This window comes from Beutenbergia cavernae DSM 12333, from assembly GCF_000023105.1.
Taxonomy (GTDB): domain Bacteria; phylum Actinomycetota; class Actinomycetes; order Actinomycetales; family Beutenbergiaceae; genus Beutenbergia; species Beutenbergia cavernae.
In genome coordinates this window covers 2,173,200-2,191,333 of sequence record NC_012669.1, presented here as the reverse complement: position 1 = coordinate 2,191,333, position 18,134 = coordinate 2,173,200, and the positions used below count along the sequence as shown (strand labels likewise).

Below are 18,134 nucleotides of genomic sequence, written 5' to 3'. Positions count from 1 at the left end.
GATATTGCCTGGCTGGCGCGCGACGACGCGACCTACGCTCGCCGCATGATCACGTGCATGATGCAGGTCCGTCGTGTCCGGGGGACACGGACGCTCCCGATGGAGCTACTTCAGACTCTCGCCTGACTGGGCGTCCACGCTCGTCGACCGGGCGGGCGTGGAGCACGGGGACACCGTGCTCGACCTGGGCGCCGGCGCCGGGGCGCTGACCGGCCCGCTCGTCGATCGCGGCGCACGAGTCATCGCGCTCGAACGGCACGCGGGACGCGTGCAACGGCTGCGCGAGCGCTTCGACGGACGGTCCGTGTCCGTCGTCGAGGCCGACATCCGCGACCTGCGGCTTCCGGCGCGACCGTTCCGGGTCGTGGCCAACCCGCCCTTCCACCTCGCGCGTCCGATCGTCGCCGACCTGCTGGGCGCGCGCCTGCTCGTGCGCGCCGACCTCGTGCTGCGCCACGACACGGCCCGCAACCTGGCCCGGGCGCACGCGGACGACCCGCGCTGGGTGGTGGAGACGACGCTCGCGATCCCGCGGACGGCGTTCGAGCCCTCGCCCAGCGTCGACGCGCTGGTGCTCACGCTCAGGCGTCGATCCGGTCCCGGTCGAGCTCCGCGGCGCCGGCGACGAGGAAGTCCTTCCGCGGGGCGACGTCGTTCCCCATGAGGAGCTCGAAGACCTGCTCCGCCCGCTCGAGGTCGGAGAGCCTGATCTTGCGCAGCGTGCGGTGCGCCGGGTCCATCGTCGTCTCCGCCAGCTGGTGCGCGTCCATCTCGCCGAGCCCCTTGTAGCGCTGGATGGGCTGCTTGTAGCGCCGGCCGGACTTCTCGAGCTTCGCGAGCAGCTGCCGCAGCTCCGACTCCGAGTACGTGTAGACGACCTCCGGCTTGCGCCCTCCGGATCCTGAGATCTCCACGCGGTGCAGCGGCGGGACGGCGGCGAACACGCGACCCGCCTCCACCAGTGGCCTCATGTACCGGAAGAACAGCGTGAGCAGCAGCGTGCGGATGTGGGCGCCGTCCACGTCGGCGTCCGTCATGAGCACGACCCGGCCGTACCTCGCGGCCTCCAGCTCGAACGTCCGCCCCGAACCCGCGCCCAGGACCTGGATGATCGCCGCGCACTCGAGGTTCTTGAGCATGTCGGCGAGGGACGCCTTCTGGACGTTGAGGATCTTCCCGCGGATCGGCAGGAGCGCCTGGAAGTCCGAGTCACGGGCCAGCTTGGCGGTGCCGAGCGCGCTGTCCCCCTCCACGATGAACAGCTCGGAGCGGTCGACGTCGTCGCTGCGGCAGTCCGCCAGCTTCGCCGGCAGGGACGACGTCTCCAGGGCGTTCTTGCGCCGGGAGATCTCCTTGTGCGTGCGCGCGGCCACCCGGGCACGCATCTCGTCGACCACCTTGTCGAGCACCGCGGCCGCCTGCGTCTTCTCGCCGCGCTTCGTGGAGGTCAGCAACGCGGTGAGCTCGCGTTCGACGACCCGGGCGACGATGGCGCGCACCGGGGCGGTGCCGAGGACCTCCTTCGTCTGGCCCTCGAACTGCGGCTCGGGGAGCCGGACCGTGACCACGGCCGTGAGACCGGCCATGACGTCGTCCTTCTCGATCCGCTCCTTGCCGTTCTTGCCCGTGAGCTTGAGGCGACGCGCGTTGACCTCGACCTGCTTGCGGACCGTCTTGAGCAGGCCCTGCTCGAACCCGGCCAGATGGCTGCCGCCCTTGGGCGTCGCGATGATGTTGACGAAGCTGCGGACCTCGGTCTCGTAGCCGATCCCCCAGCGGAGCGCGACGTCCACCTCGCACGTGCGCTCCACCTCCTGCGCACGCAGGTGCCCGGCGTCGTCGAGCGCCTGGATGCTCTCGGTGAACGTGTCCGAGCCCCGCAGGAGCCAGGTGTCGGTGACCGACGCATCAGGGCTGAGGTAGTCGGCGAAGTCCCGCACGCCGCCGTCGTACCGGAAGACCTCCTCGACGACGCCGCCCTCCCCGGGCGTCCCGGGCAGCCGGCGCTCGTCGCGCACCGTGATGGACAGCCCCGGCACGAGGAACGCCGTCTGCCGGGCGCGCGTGAGCAGCTCGTCGTACGCGAACGCCGCCGAGACCGGGAAGATCTGCCGGTCTGCCCAGTAGCGCACGCGGGTGCCGGTGCGCCCGCGCGGCACCTTCGCCACGACGGCGAGCTCGGAGTGGTCGGTGAACGGCGCGAACGGCGCCTCCGGGCTCGGCACCGCGCCGTCGTCGAACGTCCCCGGCTCGCCGCGCCGGAACGTCATGCGGTAGGTCTTGCCCGCCCGGTCCACCTCGACGTCGAGCCGCGCCGACAGCGCGTTGACGACCGACGCGCCGACGCCGTGGAGCCCGCCCGAGGAGCCGTAGGACGAGCCGCCGAACTTCCCGCCGGCGTGGAGCTTGGTGAACACGACCTCGACGCCGGAGAGCCCCAGGCGTTCGACGGTGTCGACCGGGATGCCGCGACCGGAGTCACGGACCTCCACCGAGGAGTCCGGGTGCAGCACGATGTCGATCGCCTCGCCGTGGCCGCCGAGCGCCTCGTCCACGGAGTTGTCGATGATCTCCCACACGCAGTGCATGAGGCCGCGCGAGTCCGTCGAGCCGATGTACATCCCGGGCCGTTTGCGGACGGCCTCGAGCCCTTCGAGCACGGACAGGTGCCGTGCGGTGTAGGTCGACTCGGGCGCTGCGGTGGTCACCGGTTCATCGTACGGACGTCCGCCCACGCGGCCGTCACGCCTCGCCGGAGCCCGCGGGCGGCGCCGGGGGTGTGACCTGCGTCTCGCGCGATGTACGCGGTGAGCGAACCGGGCGCCCGTTCGGGGATGGATCCGAGCGGCCGGTGGTTGTATGTGGATGTGACAGCGACCATGAGCCCCCAGCTGACCGCCGAGGACCGGTGCGACCGGTGCGGCGCTCAGGCCTACGTCCGCGTCTCGCTGCCGAGCGGCGAGCTGTACTTCTGCGCCCACCACGGGCGCAAGCACGCGCCCGCCTTCAGCGAGATCGCGACCGACATCCTCGACGAGTCCGACCGACTCCTCTCGGAGGACCAGTCCGACCGTCGCTGAGCTGAGGCCCGAACGACGACGGCCGCACCCCACGCCCGGGGTGCGGCCGTCGTCGTTCGCTGGCCGGGTCAGAGCTCGATCGAGTACATCCGCGAGCCCGAGACCTTCTCGTAGCCGAGGCTGGCGTACAGACCCGCGGCCCCGGTGGGGTTCGCGGTGTCGACGTCGAGCACGGCGTAGCGCATGCCGTCGGCTGCGAACGCCCGCATCGCCGCGCTGAGCAGCGCGGGCGCGATGCGACGTCCGCGATAGGCCCGTCGCACGCCCAGCGCGTCCGTGTACCCGAACCGGTAGCCGCGCACGTCGAAATCGGAGTCGTAACGGGACGCGAGCTGGTAGCCGACCACGAGAGGGGCGCCGGCGCGGAGCGAGGCCGCCGTCTCGGCGTCGGTGTCGTCAGCACCCAGGAGTCGCTCGACGTCGGGCGCGGTGTCCAGGACGAGGCCGCTCCACGCAGGTGCGAACTCCGAGCGGCCGCTCGTCCAGGTCTCGGTGTCCTGCGGTTCGCTGCCCCAGTGGTCGCGGAACGCGTCGTTGTGCGCCAGGCGCGTCGGCTCGTCGAGCTCCGGTGACCACGGCACGAGCCGCAGACCCTCGCCGAGCCTGATGTCGGGCACCGAGACCTCGAGGTCCCTGCGCAGGTCCGAGTAGAAGCGCCGCGCCTCGAAGCCGGCGTGCTCGAACATCCGGTGCTGCGAGCCCGGCGCGTCGTCCTCGGCGTAGGTCACGAGGCGTGCCGGGACGTCCTTCCCGCTGGCGGCGAGAAGCTGCCGTCCGCGGCCGACGAGCCACGCCAGGACCTCCCGCCCGATCCCCTCCCCGCGGCGCTCCGGGTGGACGGCGCCCCACAGGAACGCCCGCACGGTGCCGGTGTCCCCCGGGCGCGTGTCGGCGAGGGCGTAGGCGCGCAGGACATTCGCCTCGTCGTAGCCGAGGAGGGAGTCGGTGGAGAAGTCGCGCCAGGACGCCGCGAACAGGTCGGCGACCTCGGCCTCGGTCTCGCGGTACGGGGCGTCGTCGGCGACGGCGACGGCGTTCCGCAGGGCCAGGAGGTCGGCGGCGTCGGCCGCGGTGGCCGGGCGCCAAGACAGTCCACCGGCGGTGAGCGGAGGAAGCGTCGCGGGTGGGTCGGCCCGCTCGGCGATCGGTGCGAGGCGCAGGTCGGTCATGGCGGCACGGTACGGGCGTCGCCGGTGCTCGGCCGAGCGCTTTTCCGTTGGGCCCCTCGCGCGTGGCTCAGCCGTCGGCGTCGTCGTCCGAGCGCTGCGAGTCCTCGCCCGCCCGCTGCTGCGCGAGCCGCTTCTCCTCGCGCCGGACCTCGGCGTGCACCGCGCGCTCGTGGCGCAACCACGCGGGCGGATCGTCGTGCAGCTCCTGGATCTGCGCCGTCGTCAACGCCTCCGTGACACCCCCGCGGGCGAGGCCGCCGATCGACACCCGCAGCCGTCCGGCGACGACCGAGCGCGGGTGCGGACCGTCCCGCCGCAGCGTCACGAGCCACTCCGGCGGGTTCCGCTGCAGCTCCTCGAGCTCCTCCCGCGTCACCGTGCCCGTGCGGAACTCCGCCGGTGTGGCCGGCAGGTACACGTCGAGCTTGCGGGCCGCCGTCGCGGGCTTCATGGTCTGGGAGGATCGAGAGCTGCTCACCCCGCCAGGGTACGGCGATCGTTACCCTTGTCCGCGTGGACCCCACGCTTCGGCTGCTGCTGGTGCCCGGCGTGAGCCCGGGCCGCTGGGTGGCCACCTGGCGGGGGCGCTTTTCGCGGGTCCCGCTCGAGCTCGTCCACGCCGAGGCGGCCGACCAGGTGCGGATGCTGGCCGACGGCGTCGCTGACGTCGGGTTCGTCCGGCTCCCGATGCCGACCGACGAGTTCCACGCCATCCCGCTGTGGACCGAGGCGACGGTCGTCGTCGTGCCGCGCGACCACGTCCTGACAGCCGCCGACGAGGTCGAGCCGGGCGACCTTGCCGGCGAGACGCTCCTCGTGCCCGTCGATGACGTGCTCGCCTGGGCGGACCCGCCCGGCGAGCCGTTCGCCGGCGTGACGCCGCGGACGACGGCGCAGGCGGTCGAGCTCGTCGCCGCCGGTGCCGGTGTGCTGGCCGTGCCGATGTCCCTCGCCCGGGCGCACCAGCGCAAGGACGTGGCCTCCGTCCCGCTGCGGGACGGACCCACGTCGCAGGTCGGCCTCGCCTGGCCGCGAGAGCGCGACGACGACCGGATCGAGGACTTCGTCGGCGTCGTCCGGGGCCGCACGGCGAACAGCTCGCGCGGACGTCGCCCGGCACCGGGTGAGGCCGACGCCGCGAGCGATCCCGCACGTGCCGGTGCGCCCCGGGCCGGAGCCGCTCGCGCGCCCAGCCGAGCGCGGGGCCGCAGCGGCGCGCCGGGCAGCCGTCGCGCGCGCCGGGGCGGCCGGCGCTGAGGCACGGCCGGCCCACCCGGGCCGCAACGCGAGGAGCCCCGCCACCAGGGGTGACGGGGCTCCTCGTGAGCTCGAGACTCAGTCCAGGTAGTCGCGCAGAACCTGCGACCGCGACGGGTGACGCAGCTTCGACATCGTCTTGGACTCGATCTGGCGGATCCGCTCGCGCGTGACGCCGTAGACCTTGCCGATCTCGTCGAGCGTCTTCGGCTGGCCGTCGGTCAGGCCGAACCGCATCGAGACGACGCCGGCCTCGCGCTCCGAGAGCGTGTCGAGCACCGCGTGTAGCTGCTCCTGCAGGAGCGTGAAGCTCACGGCGTCGGCCGGCACCACGGCCTCGGAGTCCTCGATGAGGTCACCGAACTCGCTGTCGCCGTCCTCGCCGAGCGGGGTGTGCAGCGAGATCGGCTCGCGGCCGTACTTCTGGACCTCGACGACCTTCTCCGGGGTCATGTCGAGCTCCTTGGCGAGCTCCTCCGGGGTGGGCTCGCGGCCCAGGTCCTGGAGCATCTGCCGCTGCACGCGGGCGAGCTTGTTGATGACCTCGACCATGTGCACCGGGATGCGGATGGTGCGCGCCTGGTCCGCCATCGCGCGGGTGATCGCCTGCCGGATCCACCACGTGGCGTACGTCGAGAACTTGTAGCCCTTGGTGTAGTCGAACTTCTCGACGGCGCGGATCAGACCGAGGTTGCCCTCCTGGATGAGGTCCAGGAACAGCATCCCGCGGCCGGTGTAGCGCTTGGCCAGGGAGACCACGAGGCGCAGGTTCGCCTCGAGCAGGTGGTTCTTCGCCCGACGCCCGTCGGCGGCGATCCACTCGAGCTCGCGGCGCAGCTTGAACTCCATCGAGCCGCCCGCGGCGAGCGTCTCCTCCGCGAACAGGCCGGCCTCGATGCGCTTCGCGAGCTCGACCTCCTGCTCCGCGTTCAGCAGCGCGACCTTGCCGATCTGCTTGAGGTAGTCCTTCACGGGGTCGGCAGTCGCACCCGCCGTGACCACCTGCTGCGCCGGCGCGTCGTCGTCGTCCGCGTCGGAGTAGACGAATCCCTTGTCCTCGGTCTCGTCCGTGCCGGTCTTCGCGGTCTTCGCCGCGCCGCCCTCGGCGGCGTCGCCCTCGGTCGCCTCGGTCGCGTCGTCGACGTCCACCGCGTCCTCGGCGACGTCGACCTCCTCGAGCTCGACCTCCTCGGTCTCGTCGCTCGGGGCGGGGGCGGCCTTCGTCTTCGAGGTCGTCTTGGCGGCGGGCTTGACGGCGCCCTTCTTCGGCGCGGCCTTGGCGGACGCCGCAGAGCTGGTCTTCGTGGCGCGAGCGCGCTTCGGGGCCGGCGCGTCCTCGACGACGGCGGTGCTCGACGTCGTGGACCGGGCCGCCGCGGCTGCGGGGGCAGCGGGGGCGCTGATCTCGATCCCGAGCGAGACGAACGCGCGCAGCACCGTCGCGAGGCGACGGGGCGCCACGTGCGCGCTGGAGCACGCCGCCTGGAACTCCTCAGCGGCGACCCGCCCGTGCACACGGCCGTGGCGGACGACGTCCTGGAGAGCGGCGTGCTGGAACTCGCGAGGGAGCTCGGGCATGGCGATACGAGGAGACGACACAGAGAACCTTTCGGCGGGGTTCGGGGGCCTTCGGCGTGCGGTGCGGTGCTCCACCGCCTCCAGCCCCTCAATTATAACCGGCGACCTGCCTCCGACGCGGCACTTCCGGGCATGCCGACGGGCGGGTGCTGTCAATCAACCGGGTACAACGCGGGGCTCCGCCGTTCTGTTCCCGCGCGACGGCGACCGGGTCCGACCGCTCCCGGCGCACGTGGGTGCGCCGGGCACGTCAGGTCGCGTAGGCCTCGATCCCGGCGCAGCTGCACACGAGGTGGCGGTCGCCGAACGCGCCGTCGATCCGGCGCACCGGCGGCCAGTACTTGTTCCGCTCGATGCCGGGCACCGGGAACACGGCCTGCGCCCGGGAGTACGGGTGCGCCCAGTCCCCCACGAGGCTCACCGCCGTGTGCGGCGCGTTGACGAGCGGGTTGTCCTCGGCGGACCACTCGCCGTCGGCGACCGCCCGCGCCTCGCCCGCGATCGCGATCATCGCGTCGCAGAACCGGTCGATCTCCCGCAGGTCCTCGCTCTCCGTCGGCTCGACCATGAGCGTGCCCGCGACCGGGAAGCTCATCGTCGGCGCGTGGAAGCCGTAGTCGATCAGTCGCTTCGCGACGTCGTCGACGGTGATGCCGGTCTCCTTCGTCAGGGGACGCAGGTCGAGGATGCACTCGTGCGCGACGAGGTCGCCGTTCCCGCGGTACAGGACCGGGAAGTGCTCCTCCAGGCGGGACGCGACGTAGTTCGCCGACAGCACCGCCGCACGGGTCGCCGCGAGGAGGCCCTCGGCGCCCATGAGCCGCACGTACGCCCAGCTGATCGGCAGGATCGACGCCGACCCGTACGGCGCAGCGCTCACCGCGCCGTCGGTCGGGCCGTCCGCCGGATCGAGCGGGTGACCCGGCAGGTACGGCACGAGGTGGGACCGGGCGGCGACGGGTCCGACGCCCGGGCCGCCGCCCCCGTGCGGGATGCAGAACGTCTTGTGGAGGTTGAGGTGCGAGACGTCGCCGCCGAACTCCCCCGGCCGGGCCGCACCGAGGAGCGCGTTGAGGTTCGCGCCGTCGATGTACACCTGCCCGCCTGCGTCATGGACGAGTGAGCAGATCTCCCGAATACTCGACTCGTACACGCCGTGGGTGCTCGGGTAGGTCACCATGATGGCGGCGACCTCGCCGTCGTGCGCCGCGAGGACGCGGCGCAGGTCCTCGACGTCGACGTTGCCGCCGTCGTCGCACGCGACGACCTTCACCCTCATCCCGGCCAGCACCGCCGACGCGGCGTTCGTGCCGTGCGCGGAGGAGGGCACGAGGCACACGTCGCGCCCGGACTCGCCGTTCGCCTCGTGGTAGCGGCGGACCGCGAGCAGCCCCGCGAGCTCGCCCTGCGACCCGGCGTTCGGCTGGACCCGGACGGCGTCGTAGCCCGTGAGGTCCGCGAGCCAGCCCTCGAGGGTTCCGATGAGATCGAGGTACCCCTGGACGTCACCTCGCGGAGCGAACGGGTGGATCCGCGCGAACTCCGGCCACGTGATCGCCGCCATCTCGGTGGCGGCGTTGAGCTTCATCGTGCACGACCCGAGCGGGATCATCCCCCGGTCCAGGGCGTAGTCGCGGTCGGCGAGCGTGCGCAGGTAGCGCATCATCGCCGTCTCGGAGTGGAACCTGCTGAACACCGGGTGCAGCAGGTAGTCGACGTCCCGAGAGAGGTCGGCGAGGTCGTCCGCCGCCGGCGCGGCGGCACCGTCGTCCTCGGCCACGTGAGCGTCCGGCGTCGGCGCGGCCTCGTCGACGGCGGCGAGCACCGCGGCGAGCGTGGACGGCGTCGTCGCCTCGTCGCACGAGAGGGAGACCGTGTCGGCGTCGGCGACCCAGATCGTGACGCCCCGCTCGAGCGCCGCCCGGGCGAGCTCCGCCGCGCGACCGGGCACCCGCACGGTGAGCGTGTCGAAGAACCGCGCGTGCACGACGTCGGCCCCGCGGACGCGCAGCTCGGCGGCCAGCTCCACGGCCCGGCCGTGCACGCGTTCGGCGATCGCGCGCAGCCCCGTGGGCCCGTGGTAGACGGCGTACATCGAGGCGAGCACCGCGAGCAGCACCTGGGCGGTGCAGATGTTCGACGTCGCCCGCTCGCGCCGGATGTGCTGCTCCCGGGTCTGCAGCGCGAGCCGCAGCGCGGGGGCACCCTCCGCGTCGACGGAGACGCCGACGAGCCGTCCGGGCAGCTGCCGCTGGAGCCCGTCGCGCACGGCGAGGTACCCGGCGTGCGGCCCGCCGAAGCCCATCGGGACACCGAACCGTTGGGTCGTCCCCGCCGCCATGTCGGCCCCGAGCGAGGCGGGCGAGGCCAGCAGCGTGAGGGCCAGCAGATCGGCGGCGAGCACGAGCTGCCCGCCCCGGTCGTGCACCGCCGCGGCCCACGCCTCGACCGCGGACCGGGGGTAGACGAGCCCGTCGGCGGCCGGGTACTGGATCACCGCCCCGAACGCGTCCTCGAGCAGGCTCTCCTCCGGCGCCGCCGTCGGGTCGAACTCGGCGAGCCGGATGCCGAGGGGTTCGGCGCGCGTGGCGAGGACCGCCTTCGTCTGCGGGAACGTGCGTGAGTCGACGAGGAACGTGCCGCCCTCGCCACGCACGACGCGGCGGGCCAGGAGCATCGCCTCGGCGACAGCAGTCGACTCGTCGAGCATCGACGCGCCGGCCACCGGGAGGCCGGTCAGGTCCTCGACCATCGTCTGGAAGTTGAGCAGGGCCTCGAGCCGGCCCTGCGAGATCTCCGGCTGGTACGGCGTGTACGCCGTGTACCAGGCGGGGTTCTCGAGGATCCCGCGGACGAGGACGGACGGCGTCAGCGTGTCGTAGTAGCCCTGGCCGATCATCGACGTCCGCACGGTGTTGCGCGACGCGATCGCGCGCAGCTCCGCGAGCACGCTCGCCTCGTCGGCCGCGTGCGGCAGCGAGCTGGCGGCCGTGGTCGCGATGTCCTCCGGGATCGCCTCGCGGAGCAGCTGACCGGCGCTCGGTCGCCCGAGGGTGGCCAGCATCGCGGCGGTCTCGGCCTCGTCCGGCCCGATGTGCCGGCGCGCGAACTCACTCACCGCTGGTCAGCGCCGCGTACGCAGCGGCGTCGAGAAGCTCACCGGCGGTGGCGATCTCGACGCGGAACAGCCAGCCGGCACCGTACGGGTCGCTGTTGACCGTCTCGGGGCCGGCGTCGATGGCGGAGTTCACCTCGATGACCGAGCCCGTGACGGGCGCGAACAGGTCGGACACGGACTTGGTGGACTCGATCTCGCCGCACGCCTCCCCCGCCGTGAGCTGGGCGCCCACGTCGGGGAGCTGGACGAATACCACGTCGCCGAGCGCCTCGGCGGCGAACTCGGTGATCCCGACGGTCGCGACGGACCCGTCGACGAGGACCCATTCGTGCTCGGCGGTGTAGGAGCGGTCGGTGGGGACGGACATGAGGGTCTCCTCGGGGTGGGGCGCTGTCAGCGGGGGCGGCGGTAGAAGGGCAGGGCCACGACGGACATCGGCAGGGCCTGGCCCCGCACGTCGACGTGCACGGTGCTCGACGGCGCGTCGTCCGACGGCGGCACGAGGGCGCCGGCGGGGTCGTGCACCAGGGCCATCGCCACGGGGTGACCCAGCGTCGGCGAGAGCACGCCGGACGTCACGGTGCCGACCGTGGCACCGTCCGCGTCGAGCACCGGGTATCCCGCCCGTGCCGCGCGTCGTCCCTCGCCCGCGAGCCCGACGAGCCGCCGCGCACCGGGCTCGTCGCGGCGTCGCTCCAGGGCGGCGCGGCCCACGAACTCGCGGTCCGGGTCCAGGTGCACGATCCGGCCGAGTCCCGCCTCGAACGGGGTGGTCGTGGCGTCGATCTCGTGACCGTACAGCGGCATGCCGGCCTCGAGCCGGAGCGAGTCGCGGGCGGCGAGGCCGCACGGGATGACACCCTCCGCCGCGCCGGCCTCGAGCAGCGCCCGCCACACGCTCACGGCGGACGACGCGGGCACGGACACCTCGAACCCGTCCTCGCCGGTGTACCCGGTGCGGGCGAGCAGCGCGGGAACGCCGGCGACGGTGGCCGCGGCGATCGTGTAGTAGCGCAGTGCCGTCACGTCGGTGTCGGTGAGCGTGCCGAGCACGCGCTCGGCGACCGGACCCTGCAGCGCGACGAGGGACCGCTGCGTCGTCCGGTCGGTCACGGCGACGCCGGTGCCCGGGCAGCGGGCGGTGAGCGCGTCGAGGACGGTCAGCCGGTTCGCGGCGTTCGCGACCACGAGGAAGTCGTCAGCGGCGAGCCGGTACACGATCACGTCGTCGAGGACGCCGCCGTCCGGTGCGAGGAGCATCGTGTACCGCGCGCGGCCGACCTCCAGGGCGGCGACGCGGCTGACGACCGATGCGTCGAGGCCCGCTGCGGCGGCGGGGCCGGTGACCTCGATCTGCGCCATGTGCGAGAGGTCGAACAGCCCACCGCCCTGCCGCACGGCGTGGTGCTCGGCGAGATCGCCGGTGAAGCGGAGCGGCATGCGCCAACCGGCGAAGTCGGTGAGGGTCGCGCCAGCGCGCACGTGCTCCTGGAGCAGCGGCGAGACGGGTGGGGCGGGAACTGCAGCGGGTTCGGTCACGACGGCGCTCCGGGGGCAGGGGCGAGCTGGGCGTTCCCCCTCTGTTGCGGTGCCTGAGAGCTTCGGCGCCCCAGCTGGTCGGGGAGCCTTTCACCTTGGGCGAGGGCGCGGGGCGCCCTGCTTTCCAGAGTGGCCTGGTCACGGCGGTACGGGTACCTGAGAGATTGGCGGGGTCGTTGCTCCTTCGGTGCCCCCAGGGATCCGGGGGCTCTCCCGCCGCGACTCGTCATGGCCTCGTGTGCAGTTGTGGTGGGTTCCGGCTCTGCCCGGCGTGTGCCGGGCACCTGGCGCCCGCCGGGCACGCTATCACCGCTCTCCTGCGGACTTCACCGCCAGCACGGGGGTGGGTGCGTCCAGCAGGATGCGCTGGGCGTTGGAGCCGAGGATGAGCTTGCCCACCGGTGAGCGCCGGCGCAGCCCGATGACGATGAGCGACGCGTCGGTCTCCTCCGCGATGGCGATGAGGTCGTCGGCGACGTCGCTGCCGCGCTGCACCTGCCGGACCTCGTACCCGACGCCCTCGGCGTCGAGCCGGTCGCGGACCGCCTCGATGCGCTCCTCCAGACCGGCCGCGTCGTCGTCCCCGCGTCGCTGCGAGACGGCGACGACCAGGCGGTCCTCGCGGCGCCTCGCCTCGGCGAGAGCCGCCTCGAGAGCGGCCTCCCCTTCCGCGGTGGCCAGGTAGCCCACGACGATCGGCATGGAGGCCCTCCTCGGCTCGGTGTCCAGGTGCCGCGAGGCTACCCGATCCCCACGGCACCGGCCCGGCACGGGGCAGCAGCGGTCAGGCCGAACGTGCCCACCCGGGCGGGATCCCTCCCGCGAGCGTCGCGTCCAGGAGTCCGGCGAGCGCGTGGTCCGGGTCGAGCACGAGCGCGGCCTCGAGCAGGGCACCCGCCCGTGCACCCTCGCCGCTCCACCACGCCACCCACGCCAACGTGGTGAGGACGTGCACCCGCGTCGCTCTCGGGGCCACCCGTGCGGCCGCCTCCAGCACGCCCTGGGCCGGCGCGAGGAGCGCGGGACGCGGCTGCACGCCGCCCGGTCGGAACACGGCACCGAGCGCCGCCCCGACGTCGAGGTCGCAGGCGCCCGTGCTCGGGCACGCCCCGGCTCCCACGCCGTGGTGCACGAGCCACGCGAGCACGACGTCCCGCACGCCGGTGTCAGCGAGCCCGGCCGCCAGCTCGCCGAGCGCCCGAGGAGCGGGCCCGGCACCGCCGCCGTCGGCGTCGTCGAGCAGCCCGATCACCTGCTCGGCCCGCTCGGCACGCCATGCCGCGAGCTCGGACCGTGACGCCCCGGGCGCGAGGCGCACGCGCCGAGCCGCAGCGGCTGCCGCGCGACGGCGCGGCCCGCTCGGTTCCGGTCGCGGCACGAGATCCGACCTGTCCCGGGCGGGCCGCTCGCCCGCGAGCACCATGTGCGCAGCCACCTGCGTCCCGTCCAGCTCGCGCAGCGGCCGGCCGGCAGCCGGGCAGCAGGTGGCGTCCGCGCATCGCCACCCGGCGTACCCCCTGCGGCCGACCACCCACGGCTCGAGCACCTCGGGGAGCTCGGGCGTCGCCAGGAACGCACCGAGAGCTCGCGCCGGGACGCTCCCGGGCTCACGCGCCTCGGCCGGATCCAGGTCGGTGTAGACGGCCACGAACACGCGCCTCGCGCCGTCGCGGGCGAGGTGGTGCGCGAGGGCGGCGGCGACGGCGTCGCCGTCCGGACCCGCGAGATCGGCCGTGTCGAGGCGCGCGACGAGGCCGATCCGGCCGCGTGGCGGGCGCAGCGAGGCCACCACCACGGAGTCGCTGGGGTGGAACCCCACGGCGTAGGGCAGGAACGCGAGCATCTCGCGTGGCTCGCTGGCGCGGACGACAGGGACGACGTCGGCGGATCCGGAGGTGGGACGCGGGGCTGAGGATGAGGGGCTCATGACGGCATCACACAGCGCTCGCTGCCGGGCTCGTCGGCGCGGTGTGGACGACGTCACGGACCCAGGACGCAGCGCGATCCGGGGACAACCCGCGACACGCGACTCGCCTACGCTGACCACGTGCCGACCATCGATCCCGACGAGCGCGACCGTGCGCTCGTCGAGCAGTGCGTGGGCGAGTCGCTGGATGCCGCCGGCGCCGCCTACGCGTCCATCGGGCCGGAGTCGCTGCCGCTGCTCGCGGCCGCAGCCCAGGCCGCGACCGGAGGGAAGCGGCTCCGCGCCCTCCTGTGCTGCGCGGCGTGGGAGGCGGCCGGCGGCGCGGTCCCGAGCGCCGGCGACCCGGTCGTGCTCGCGGGGGCGGCGCTCGAGCTGTTCCAGGCGGCGGCACTCGTGCACGACGACGTCATGGACGCGTCGGACGTCCGCCGGGGCGCGCCCGCCGCCCACCGCCGTCTCGCCGCAGAGCACCGTGCGGCCGGCCTGCTCGGCGACGCGGACCGGTTCGGCGAGGCGGGGGCCATCCTCCTCGGGGACCTCCTGCTCATGCTCAGCTCGTCGACGTTCGCGCGGGCCGTCCGGCTGGTGCCCCTCGAGCGCGCCGCACGCGCGGACGAGGTCTACGCCCACATGTCCGGCGAGGTGACGCTCGGCCAGTACCTCGACGTCTACGCGGCGCTCGCCCCGTGGGATCCCGCCGGGGACGCCGACCGCGCGCGGCGCGTGATCGAGGCGAAGGCGGCGCGGTACTCGGTGGAGCACCCGCTCGTGCTCGGCGCCGCGCTCGCCGGGGCCGACGACGACGTCCTCGCGTGGTGCAGCAGGGTCGGCCTTCCCGTGGGGACGGCGTTCCAGCTGCGCGACGACGTCCTCGGGGTCTTCGGCGACCCCGCCGTCACCGGGAAGCCCGCCGGGGACGACCTGCGCGAGGGCAAGCGGACAGTGCTCCTGGCGCTCGGTCTCGAGCTCGCCGACGACGCCGACGCCGACGACCTGCGCTCCGCCGTCGGCGACCAGGGGCTCGACGCCGACGGCGTCGCCCGGCTGCGGGGCATCCTCACGTCCTCGGGTGCGCTGCACGCCGTCGAGGAGATGATCGAGGCACGGGCGCAGGAAGGTCTGGCGGCACTGGCCGACCCGCCCCCCGGCGTCGGCTCGACCGAGCGACTGGAGCGCCTGCTGCGCTCCGCCGTCGCGCGCGTCGCCTGAGCGCGGCCCCGCACTCCCGACGCCTACGGCTCGGGCCTCACCGCAGGTGCCGGACGAAGAACCTGGCCGCGTCGTCCCCCGCGAACCGTGGGACGCCGGTGTGCCCGCCCATGTTGGCGTGCAGCGTCTTCTCCTCGGAGCCGAACGCGTCGAACAGGTCCAGGGCCATCTGCCGGTCGTTTCCCTCGTCGTCCCACTGCAGCAGGACGTGCAGCGGGATCGTGACCTGTCGGGCCTCGTCGAACGTGGCGCGGGGCACGAAGCTCCCGGCGAAGAGACCGGCGGCCGCGATGCGCGGTTCGACCAGCGCCAGCCGGACGCCGATCGCGATCACGCCGCCCGAGTACCCGACCGGTCCGCCGATCTCGGGCAGCGAGAGGAGTGCGTCCAGCGTGGTCCGCCATTCCGGGACCGCCTTCTCGACCAGCGGGAGGACCAGCCGGTCGACGATCTCGCCGTCGACCGGCTCGCCGGCCGCCACCGCCCGACGCAGGTCGGCGCGAGCCTGCTCGGCGTCGACGGATCGGGGCCGGTCGCCGCTTCCCGGGAGCTCGATGGTGGCGGCGGCGAAGCCGTTCGCCGCGCACTGCCGGGCACGCCCCGCCAGCCGGGGGTACATCCCGTTCAGTCCGCCAGGGTGGCCGAGCAGGATCACCGGCGCCGGCGCGGATGCGGAGGCGGATGGGGGCGTCCACAGGACGCCGGGGATCTCGCCGAGGGTGAACTCACGCTCGAGGACGCCGTCGTCGATGAGGCGTTCGGCGATGACGTGCATCGTCGAGGTCGTGGGGCCTCCGCCGGCGGCCCGATCGCGCTCTCGCATCAGAACGCGAGCGACTGCGCCGCTCGTCGCACCGCGCTCGCCCGGCCGGCTCGGAGCGCGTCCACCGGCCGCGCGTCGAGGGACTCCTCGTGGGTGAAGAGCCACCGGACGGCCTCGGCATCGTCGTACCCGGCGTCGCCGAGCTGGATCAGGCTCCCCCGGAGCGGCGGCAGCACACGTGTCGCGGCCCCGTCGTCGTCCGTCGTCGTCACGAGGAACGCCGCCGGGACGCCCAGGGCGTCGTTCGAGCCACGGCGAACCGCGACGAGCCGGCGGTCGCGCACGAGGGAGCGCACCTGCCGCTGCTCCACGCCGAGCAGGTCGGCCGCCTCCGGGATCGAGAGCCAGTCTGTGACCAGGGCGTCGAGATCGATGTCCACCCCTCCAGCGTAGAGGCGCCGCACCGTCCGCGGCGCCTCGCGGGAAACACGCTTTCCCGCAGGTACCATCGGCCGCGTGGCGACCACGATCACGGATCCTCTCGTCGGCCGGACGGTCGACGGGCGGTACGAGGTCGTGCGCCGGATCGCCCGAGGCGGCATGGCGACCGTCTATCTCGCGACCGACCGGCGTCTGGACCGGGAGGTGGCGCTGAAGGTCATGCACCCGCACCTCGCGGACGGGACCGACGTCGTCGCCCGCTTCCGCCGTGAGGCCCGCGCGGCCGCCCGGCTCACCCACCCGGGCATCGTCGCCGTGCTCGACCAGGGCACCGAGGGCGACCTCAGCTACCTCACGATGGAGTACGTGCCCGGGCGCAACCTCCGGGCGGAGCTGCACGCCAGGGGCTCGCTGCCGCTCGGGGAGGCGCTCGACGTCGGGGAAGCCGTGCTCGACGCGCTCGCGGCCGCGCACCGCGCCGGCCTGGTGCACCGCGACGTCAAGCCGGAGAACGTGCTCGTGACGCCGGAGGGTCGCGTGAAGGTCGCGGACTTCGGGCTCGCTCGGGCGGTGACGGAGGCGACGGCGGCCAGCACCGGCACGCTGCTGGGCACCGTCGCGTACCTCTCCCCCGAGATCGTCACCTCCGGTGAGGCCGACGCGCGCGCGGACGTGTACGCCGCCGGCATCCTGCTGTACGAGGCGATCACCGGGAGCCAGCCGTTCACGGGGACCTCCCCGATCCAGGTCGCCTACCAGCACGTCCACGAGGACGTCCCGGCGCCGTCGGACCGGGTGCCGTGGCTGCCGATCGAGGTTGACGACCTGCTCGCCGCGCTCACCGCCCGCGACGCCGACGAACGCCCCGTCGACGCCGGCGCCGCCGTGGTCGAGCTCCGCCGGACCCGGGCCGCCATGGACGACCGGGCGCTCGCCCTGCGCGCCGACGTCCCCGGGGCGGGCGAGGAGATCGGCGTCGAGGACGACCCGGACGAGAGCGACGACGCCGTCGACGACGCGTTCGACGGCATCCCGCACTCCCCGACCACCCGGCTCGACGACGGCCCGGGCACGGGCACGATCGCGTTGCCCATCGGTGCCGTGTCCCCGCCCGCCGCGGAGGCTCCGCCGGCGCCGCGACGCCGTCGGTCGCCGCGGCGCCGGATCATCGCGTGGGTGCTCGCGCTGCTGCTGGTGACCGTGGCCGGGGCCGGCGGCTGGTACGTGACGCTCGGGCCGGGCGCGCCGGTCCTCGTCCCGGATCTCGCCGGCGAGGAGGCCGACGACGCCGCCGCCGCCCTGACGGAGCTCGACCTCGAGGTCTCCCGGTCCGAGGAGCACCACGACTCGATCCCGGCCGGCCAGGTGGTGGGGACCGACCCGTCCTCCGGCAGCCGTCTCGCCCGGGGCGCCGCCATCGACCTGGTCGTCTCCCTCGGGATCCGCATGGTCGAGGTCCCGGAGCTCGTGGGCGTCCCCGAGGACGAGGTGCTGGCCGCCCTCGCGTCCGTCGGGCTGACCGCGGCAGAACCCGACCGCGACCACGACCGGAACGTCCCGGAGGGCGCCGTCGTCAGCGCCAACGTCGAGGCGGGCGACTCCGTCCCGCACGACACGGTGGTCGAGCTCACGGTCTCCGAGGGGCCCGAGCCGGTCACCGTGACGGAGCTGCTCGGGGCGCACGTGGACGACGCCGTCGAGGAGCTCACACGGGTGCTCGACATCACCCGCGAGGAGATCACTGTCACCGAGGAGTTCAGCGACGACGTCGCGGCTCAGCACGTGATCTCGCAGAGCGTCGTCGGTCCCTCCGTCCAGGGCACGCCGGTCACGATCGTCGTCTCGAAGGGACCCGAGCTGTTCGAGGTGCCCGACGTCGTCGGCGAACAGTTCGTCGATGCCGAGGCGCTGCTCACCGGCCTGGGGTTCGAGGTGGCCAGGGAGGACGTGTTCGGCGGACTGTTCGGCACGGTGCGGCTGCAGAGCGTCGAGGCCGGGTCGATGCAGCCTCGCGGCACGGTCATCACGCTCACCGTCGTCTAGGGCGCGCCGG

The 18,134-nt window shown here is 73.9% G+C and carries 16 protein-coding genes and 2 riboswitches; of the genes, 5 read left to right on the top strand and 11 right to left on the bottom strand.

Translation table 11 applies throughout. The features are described from left to right. Nucleotides 1-73: 73 nt before the first annotated feature. Complete coding sequence (locus BCAV_RS09690; RefSeq protein WP_015882419.1) at nt 74-664, top strand: rRNA adenine N-6-methyltransferase family protein; 591 nt, start codon at nt 74-76, stop codon at nt 662-664. Here the strand turns inward: BCAV_RS09690 and BCAV_RS09685 are convergent. Further along, complete coding sequence (locus tag BCAV_RS09685; protein WP_015882418.1) at nt 582-2,708, bottom strand: DNA gyrase/topoisomerase IV subunit B; 2,127 nt, start codon at nt 2,706-2,708, stop codon at nt 582-584. The genes BCAV_RS09690 and BCAV_RS09685 overlap by 83 nt on opposite strands. 171 nt (nt 2,709-2,879) lie before the next feature. On the opposite strand from BCAV_RS09685, the gene BCAV_RS09680 reads away from it, so the two are divergent. Next, complete coding sequence (locus BCAV_RS09680) at nt 2,880-3,080, top strand: DUF7455 domain-containing protein (RefSeq protein ID WP_043346947.1); 201 nt, start codon at nt 2,880-2,882, stop codon at nt 3,078-3,080. A 68-nt stretch (nt 3,081-3,148) separates the two neighbouring features. On the opposite strand, the gene BCAV_RS09675 is transcribed toward BCAV_RS09680, so the two are convergent. Then, nucleotides 3,149-4,249, bottom strand: a complete 1,101-nt coding sequence (locus BCAV_RS09675) for a GNAT family N-acetyltransferase (RefSeq protein ID WP_015882416.1) — start codon at nt 4,247-4,249, stop codon at nt 3,149-3,151. 67 nt (nt 4,250-4,316) lie between these two features. Further along, on the bottom strand, nt 4,317-4,727 hold the full coding sequence (locus BCAV_RS09670; RefSeq protein ID WP_015882415.1) for a DUF5997 family protein: 411 nt from the start codon (nt 4,725-4,727) through the stop codon (nt 4,317-4,319). A gap of 35 nt (nt 4,728-4,762) precedes the next feature. Between BCAV_RS09670 and BCAV_RS09665 the strand changes: the two genes are divergently transcribed. Then, the gene (locus BCAV_RS09665) at nt 4,763-5,506 is read left to right on the top strand and encodes a LysR family substrate-binding domain-containing protein (RefSeq protein WP_015882414.1); all 744 of its coding nucleotides are present in this window, start codon (nt 4,763-4,765) and stop codon (nt 5,504-5,506) included. 78 nt (nt 5,507-5,584) lie between these two features. On the opposite strand, the gene BCAV_RS09660 is transcribed toward BCAV_RS09665, so the two are convergent. From BCAV_RS09660 to BCAV_RS09635, 6 genes are all read right to left on the bottom strand, one after another. After that, entirely contained in the window at nt 5,585-7,084 is a 1,500-nt protein-coding gene (locus tag BCAV_RS09660; protein WP_015882413.1) for an RNA polymerase sigma factor, read from the bottom strand. A 250-nt stretch (nt 7,085-7,334) separates the two neighbouring features. Then, nucleotides 7,335-10,202, bottom strand: a complete 2,868-nt coding sequence (gcvP, locus tag BCAV_RS09655) for an aminomethyl-transferring glycine dehydrogenase (protein WP_015882412.1) — start codon at nt 10,200-10,202, stop codon at nt 7,335-7,337. Next, nucleotides 10,195-10,569 carry a glycine cleavage system protein GcvH gene (gene gcvH, locus BCAV_RS09650; protein ID WP_015882411.1) on the bottom strand — a complete coding sequence of 125 codons (375 nt, stop codon included), beginning with the start codon at nt 10,567-10,569 and terminating at the stop codon, nt 10,195-10,197. Before gcvH ends, gcvP begins: the two co-directional genes overlap by 8 nt. Nucleotides 10,570-10,595: 26 nt before the next feature. Further along, a complete protein-coding gene (gene gcvT / locus BCAV_RS09645; protein WP_015882410.1) occupies nt 10,596-11,741 on the bottom strand; it encodes a glycine cleavage system aminomethyltransferase GcvT in 1,146 nt (381 codons plus the stop codon). 31 nt (nt 11,742-11,772) lie between these two features. Beyond that, nucleotides 11,773-11,875: riboswitch (glycine riboswitch) on the bottom strand. After that, nucleotides 11,876-11,967, bottom strand: a riboswitch (glycine riboswitch). 80 nt (nt 11,968-12,047) lie between these two features. Continuing rightward, the gene (locus tag BCAV_RS09640) at nt 12,048-12,443 is read right to left on the bottom strand and encodes a universal stress protein (RefSeq protein WP_015882409.1); all 396 of its coding nucleotides are present in this window, start codon (nt 12,441-12,443) and stop codon (nt 12,048-12,050) included. Between the two features lie 82 nt (nt 12,444-12,525). Beyond that, nucleotides 12,526-13,668: a DUF4192 domain-containing protein gene (locus tag BCAV_RS09635; RefSeq protein WP_015882408.1), complete on the bottom strand. Its 1,143-nt coding sequence runs from the start codon at nt 13,666-13,668 to the stop codon at nt 12,526-12,528. A gap of 120 nt (nt 13,669-13,788) precedes the next feature. Between BCAV_RS09635 and BCAV_RS09630 the strand changes: the two genes are divergently transcribed. Continuing rightward, nucleotides 13,789-14,877, top strand: coding sequence for a polyprenyl synthetase family protein (locus BCAV_RS09630; RefSeq protein ID WP_015882407.1), 1,089 nt, complete (start codon nt 13,789-13,791; stop codon nt 14,875-14,877). Nucleotides 14,878-14,914: 37 nt separating this feature from the next. Here the strand turns inward: BCAV_RS09630 and BCAV_RS09625 are convergent, their stop codons facing one another. Next, nucleotides 14,915-15,652, bottom strand: coding sequence for a dienelactone hydrolase family protein (locus BCAV_RS09625; RefSeq protein WP_015882406.1), 738 nt, complete (start codon nt 15,650-15,652; stop codon nt 14,915-14,917). A gap of 47 nt (nt 15,653-15,699) precedes the next feature. Continuing rightward, entirely contained in the window at nt 15,700-16,080 is a 381-nt protein-coding gene (locus BCAV_RS09620) for an Rv2175c family DNA-binding protein (protein WP_245529000.1), read from the bottom strand. A gap of 76 nt (nt 16,081-16,156) precedes the next feature. On the opposite strand from BCAV_RS09620, the gene pknB reads away from it, so the two are divergent. Beyond that, a complete protein-coding gene (gene pknB, locus BCAV_RS09615; protein ID WP_015882404.1) occupies nt 16,157-18,124 on the top strand; it encodes a Stk1 family PASTA domain-containing Ser/Thr kinase in 1,968 nt (655 codons plus the stop codon). The last annotated feature ends 10 nt before the right edge of the window (nt 18,125-18,134 follow it).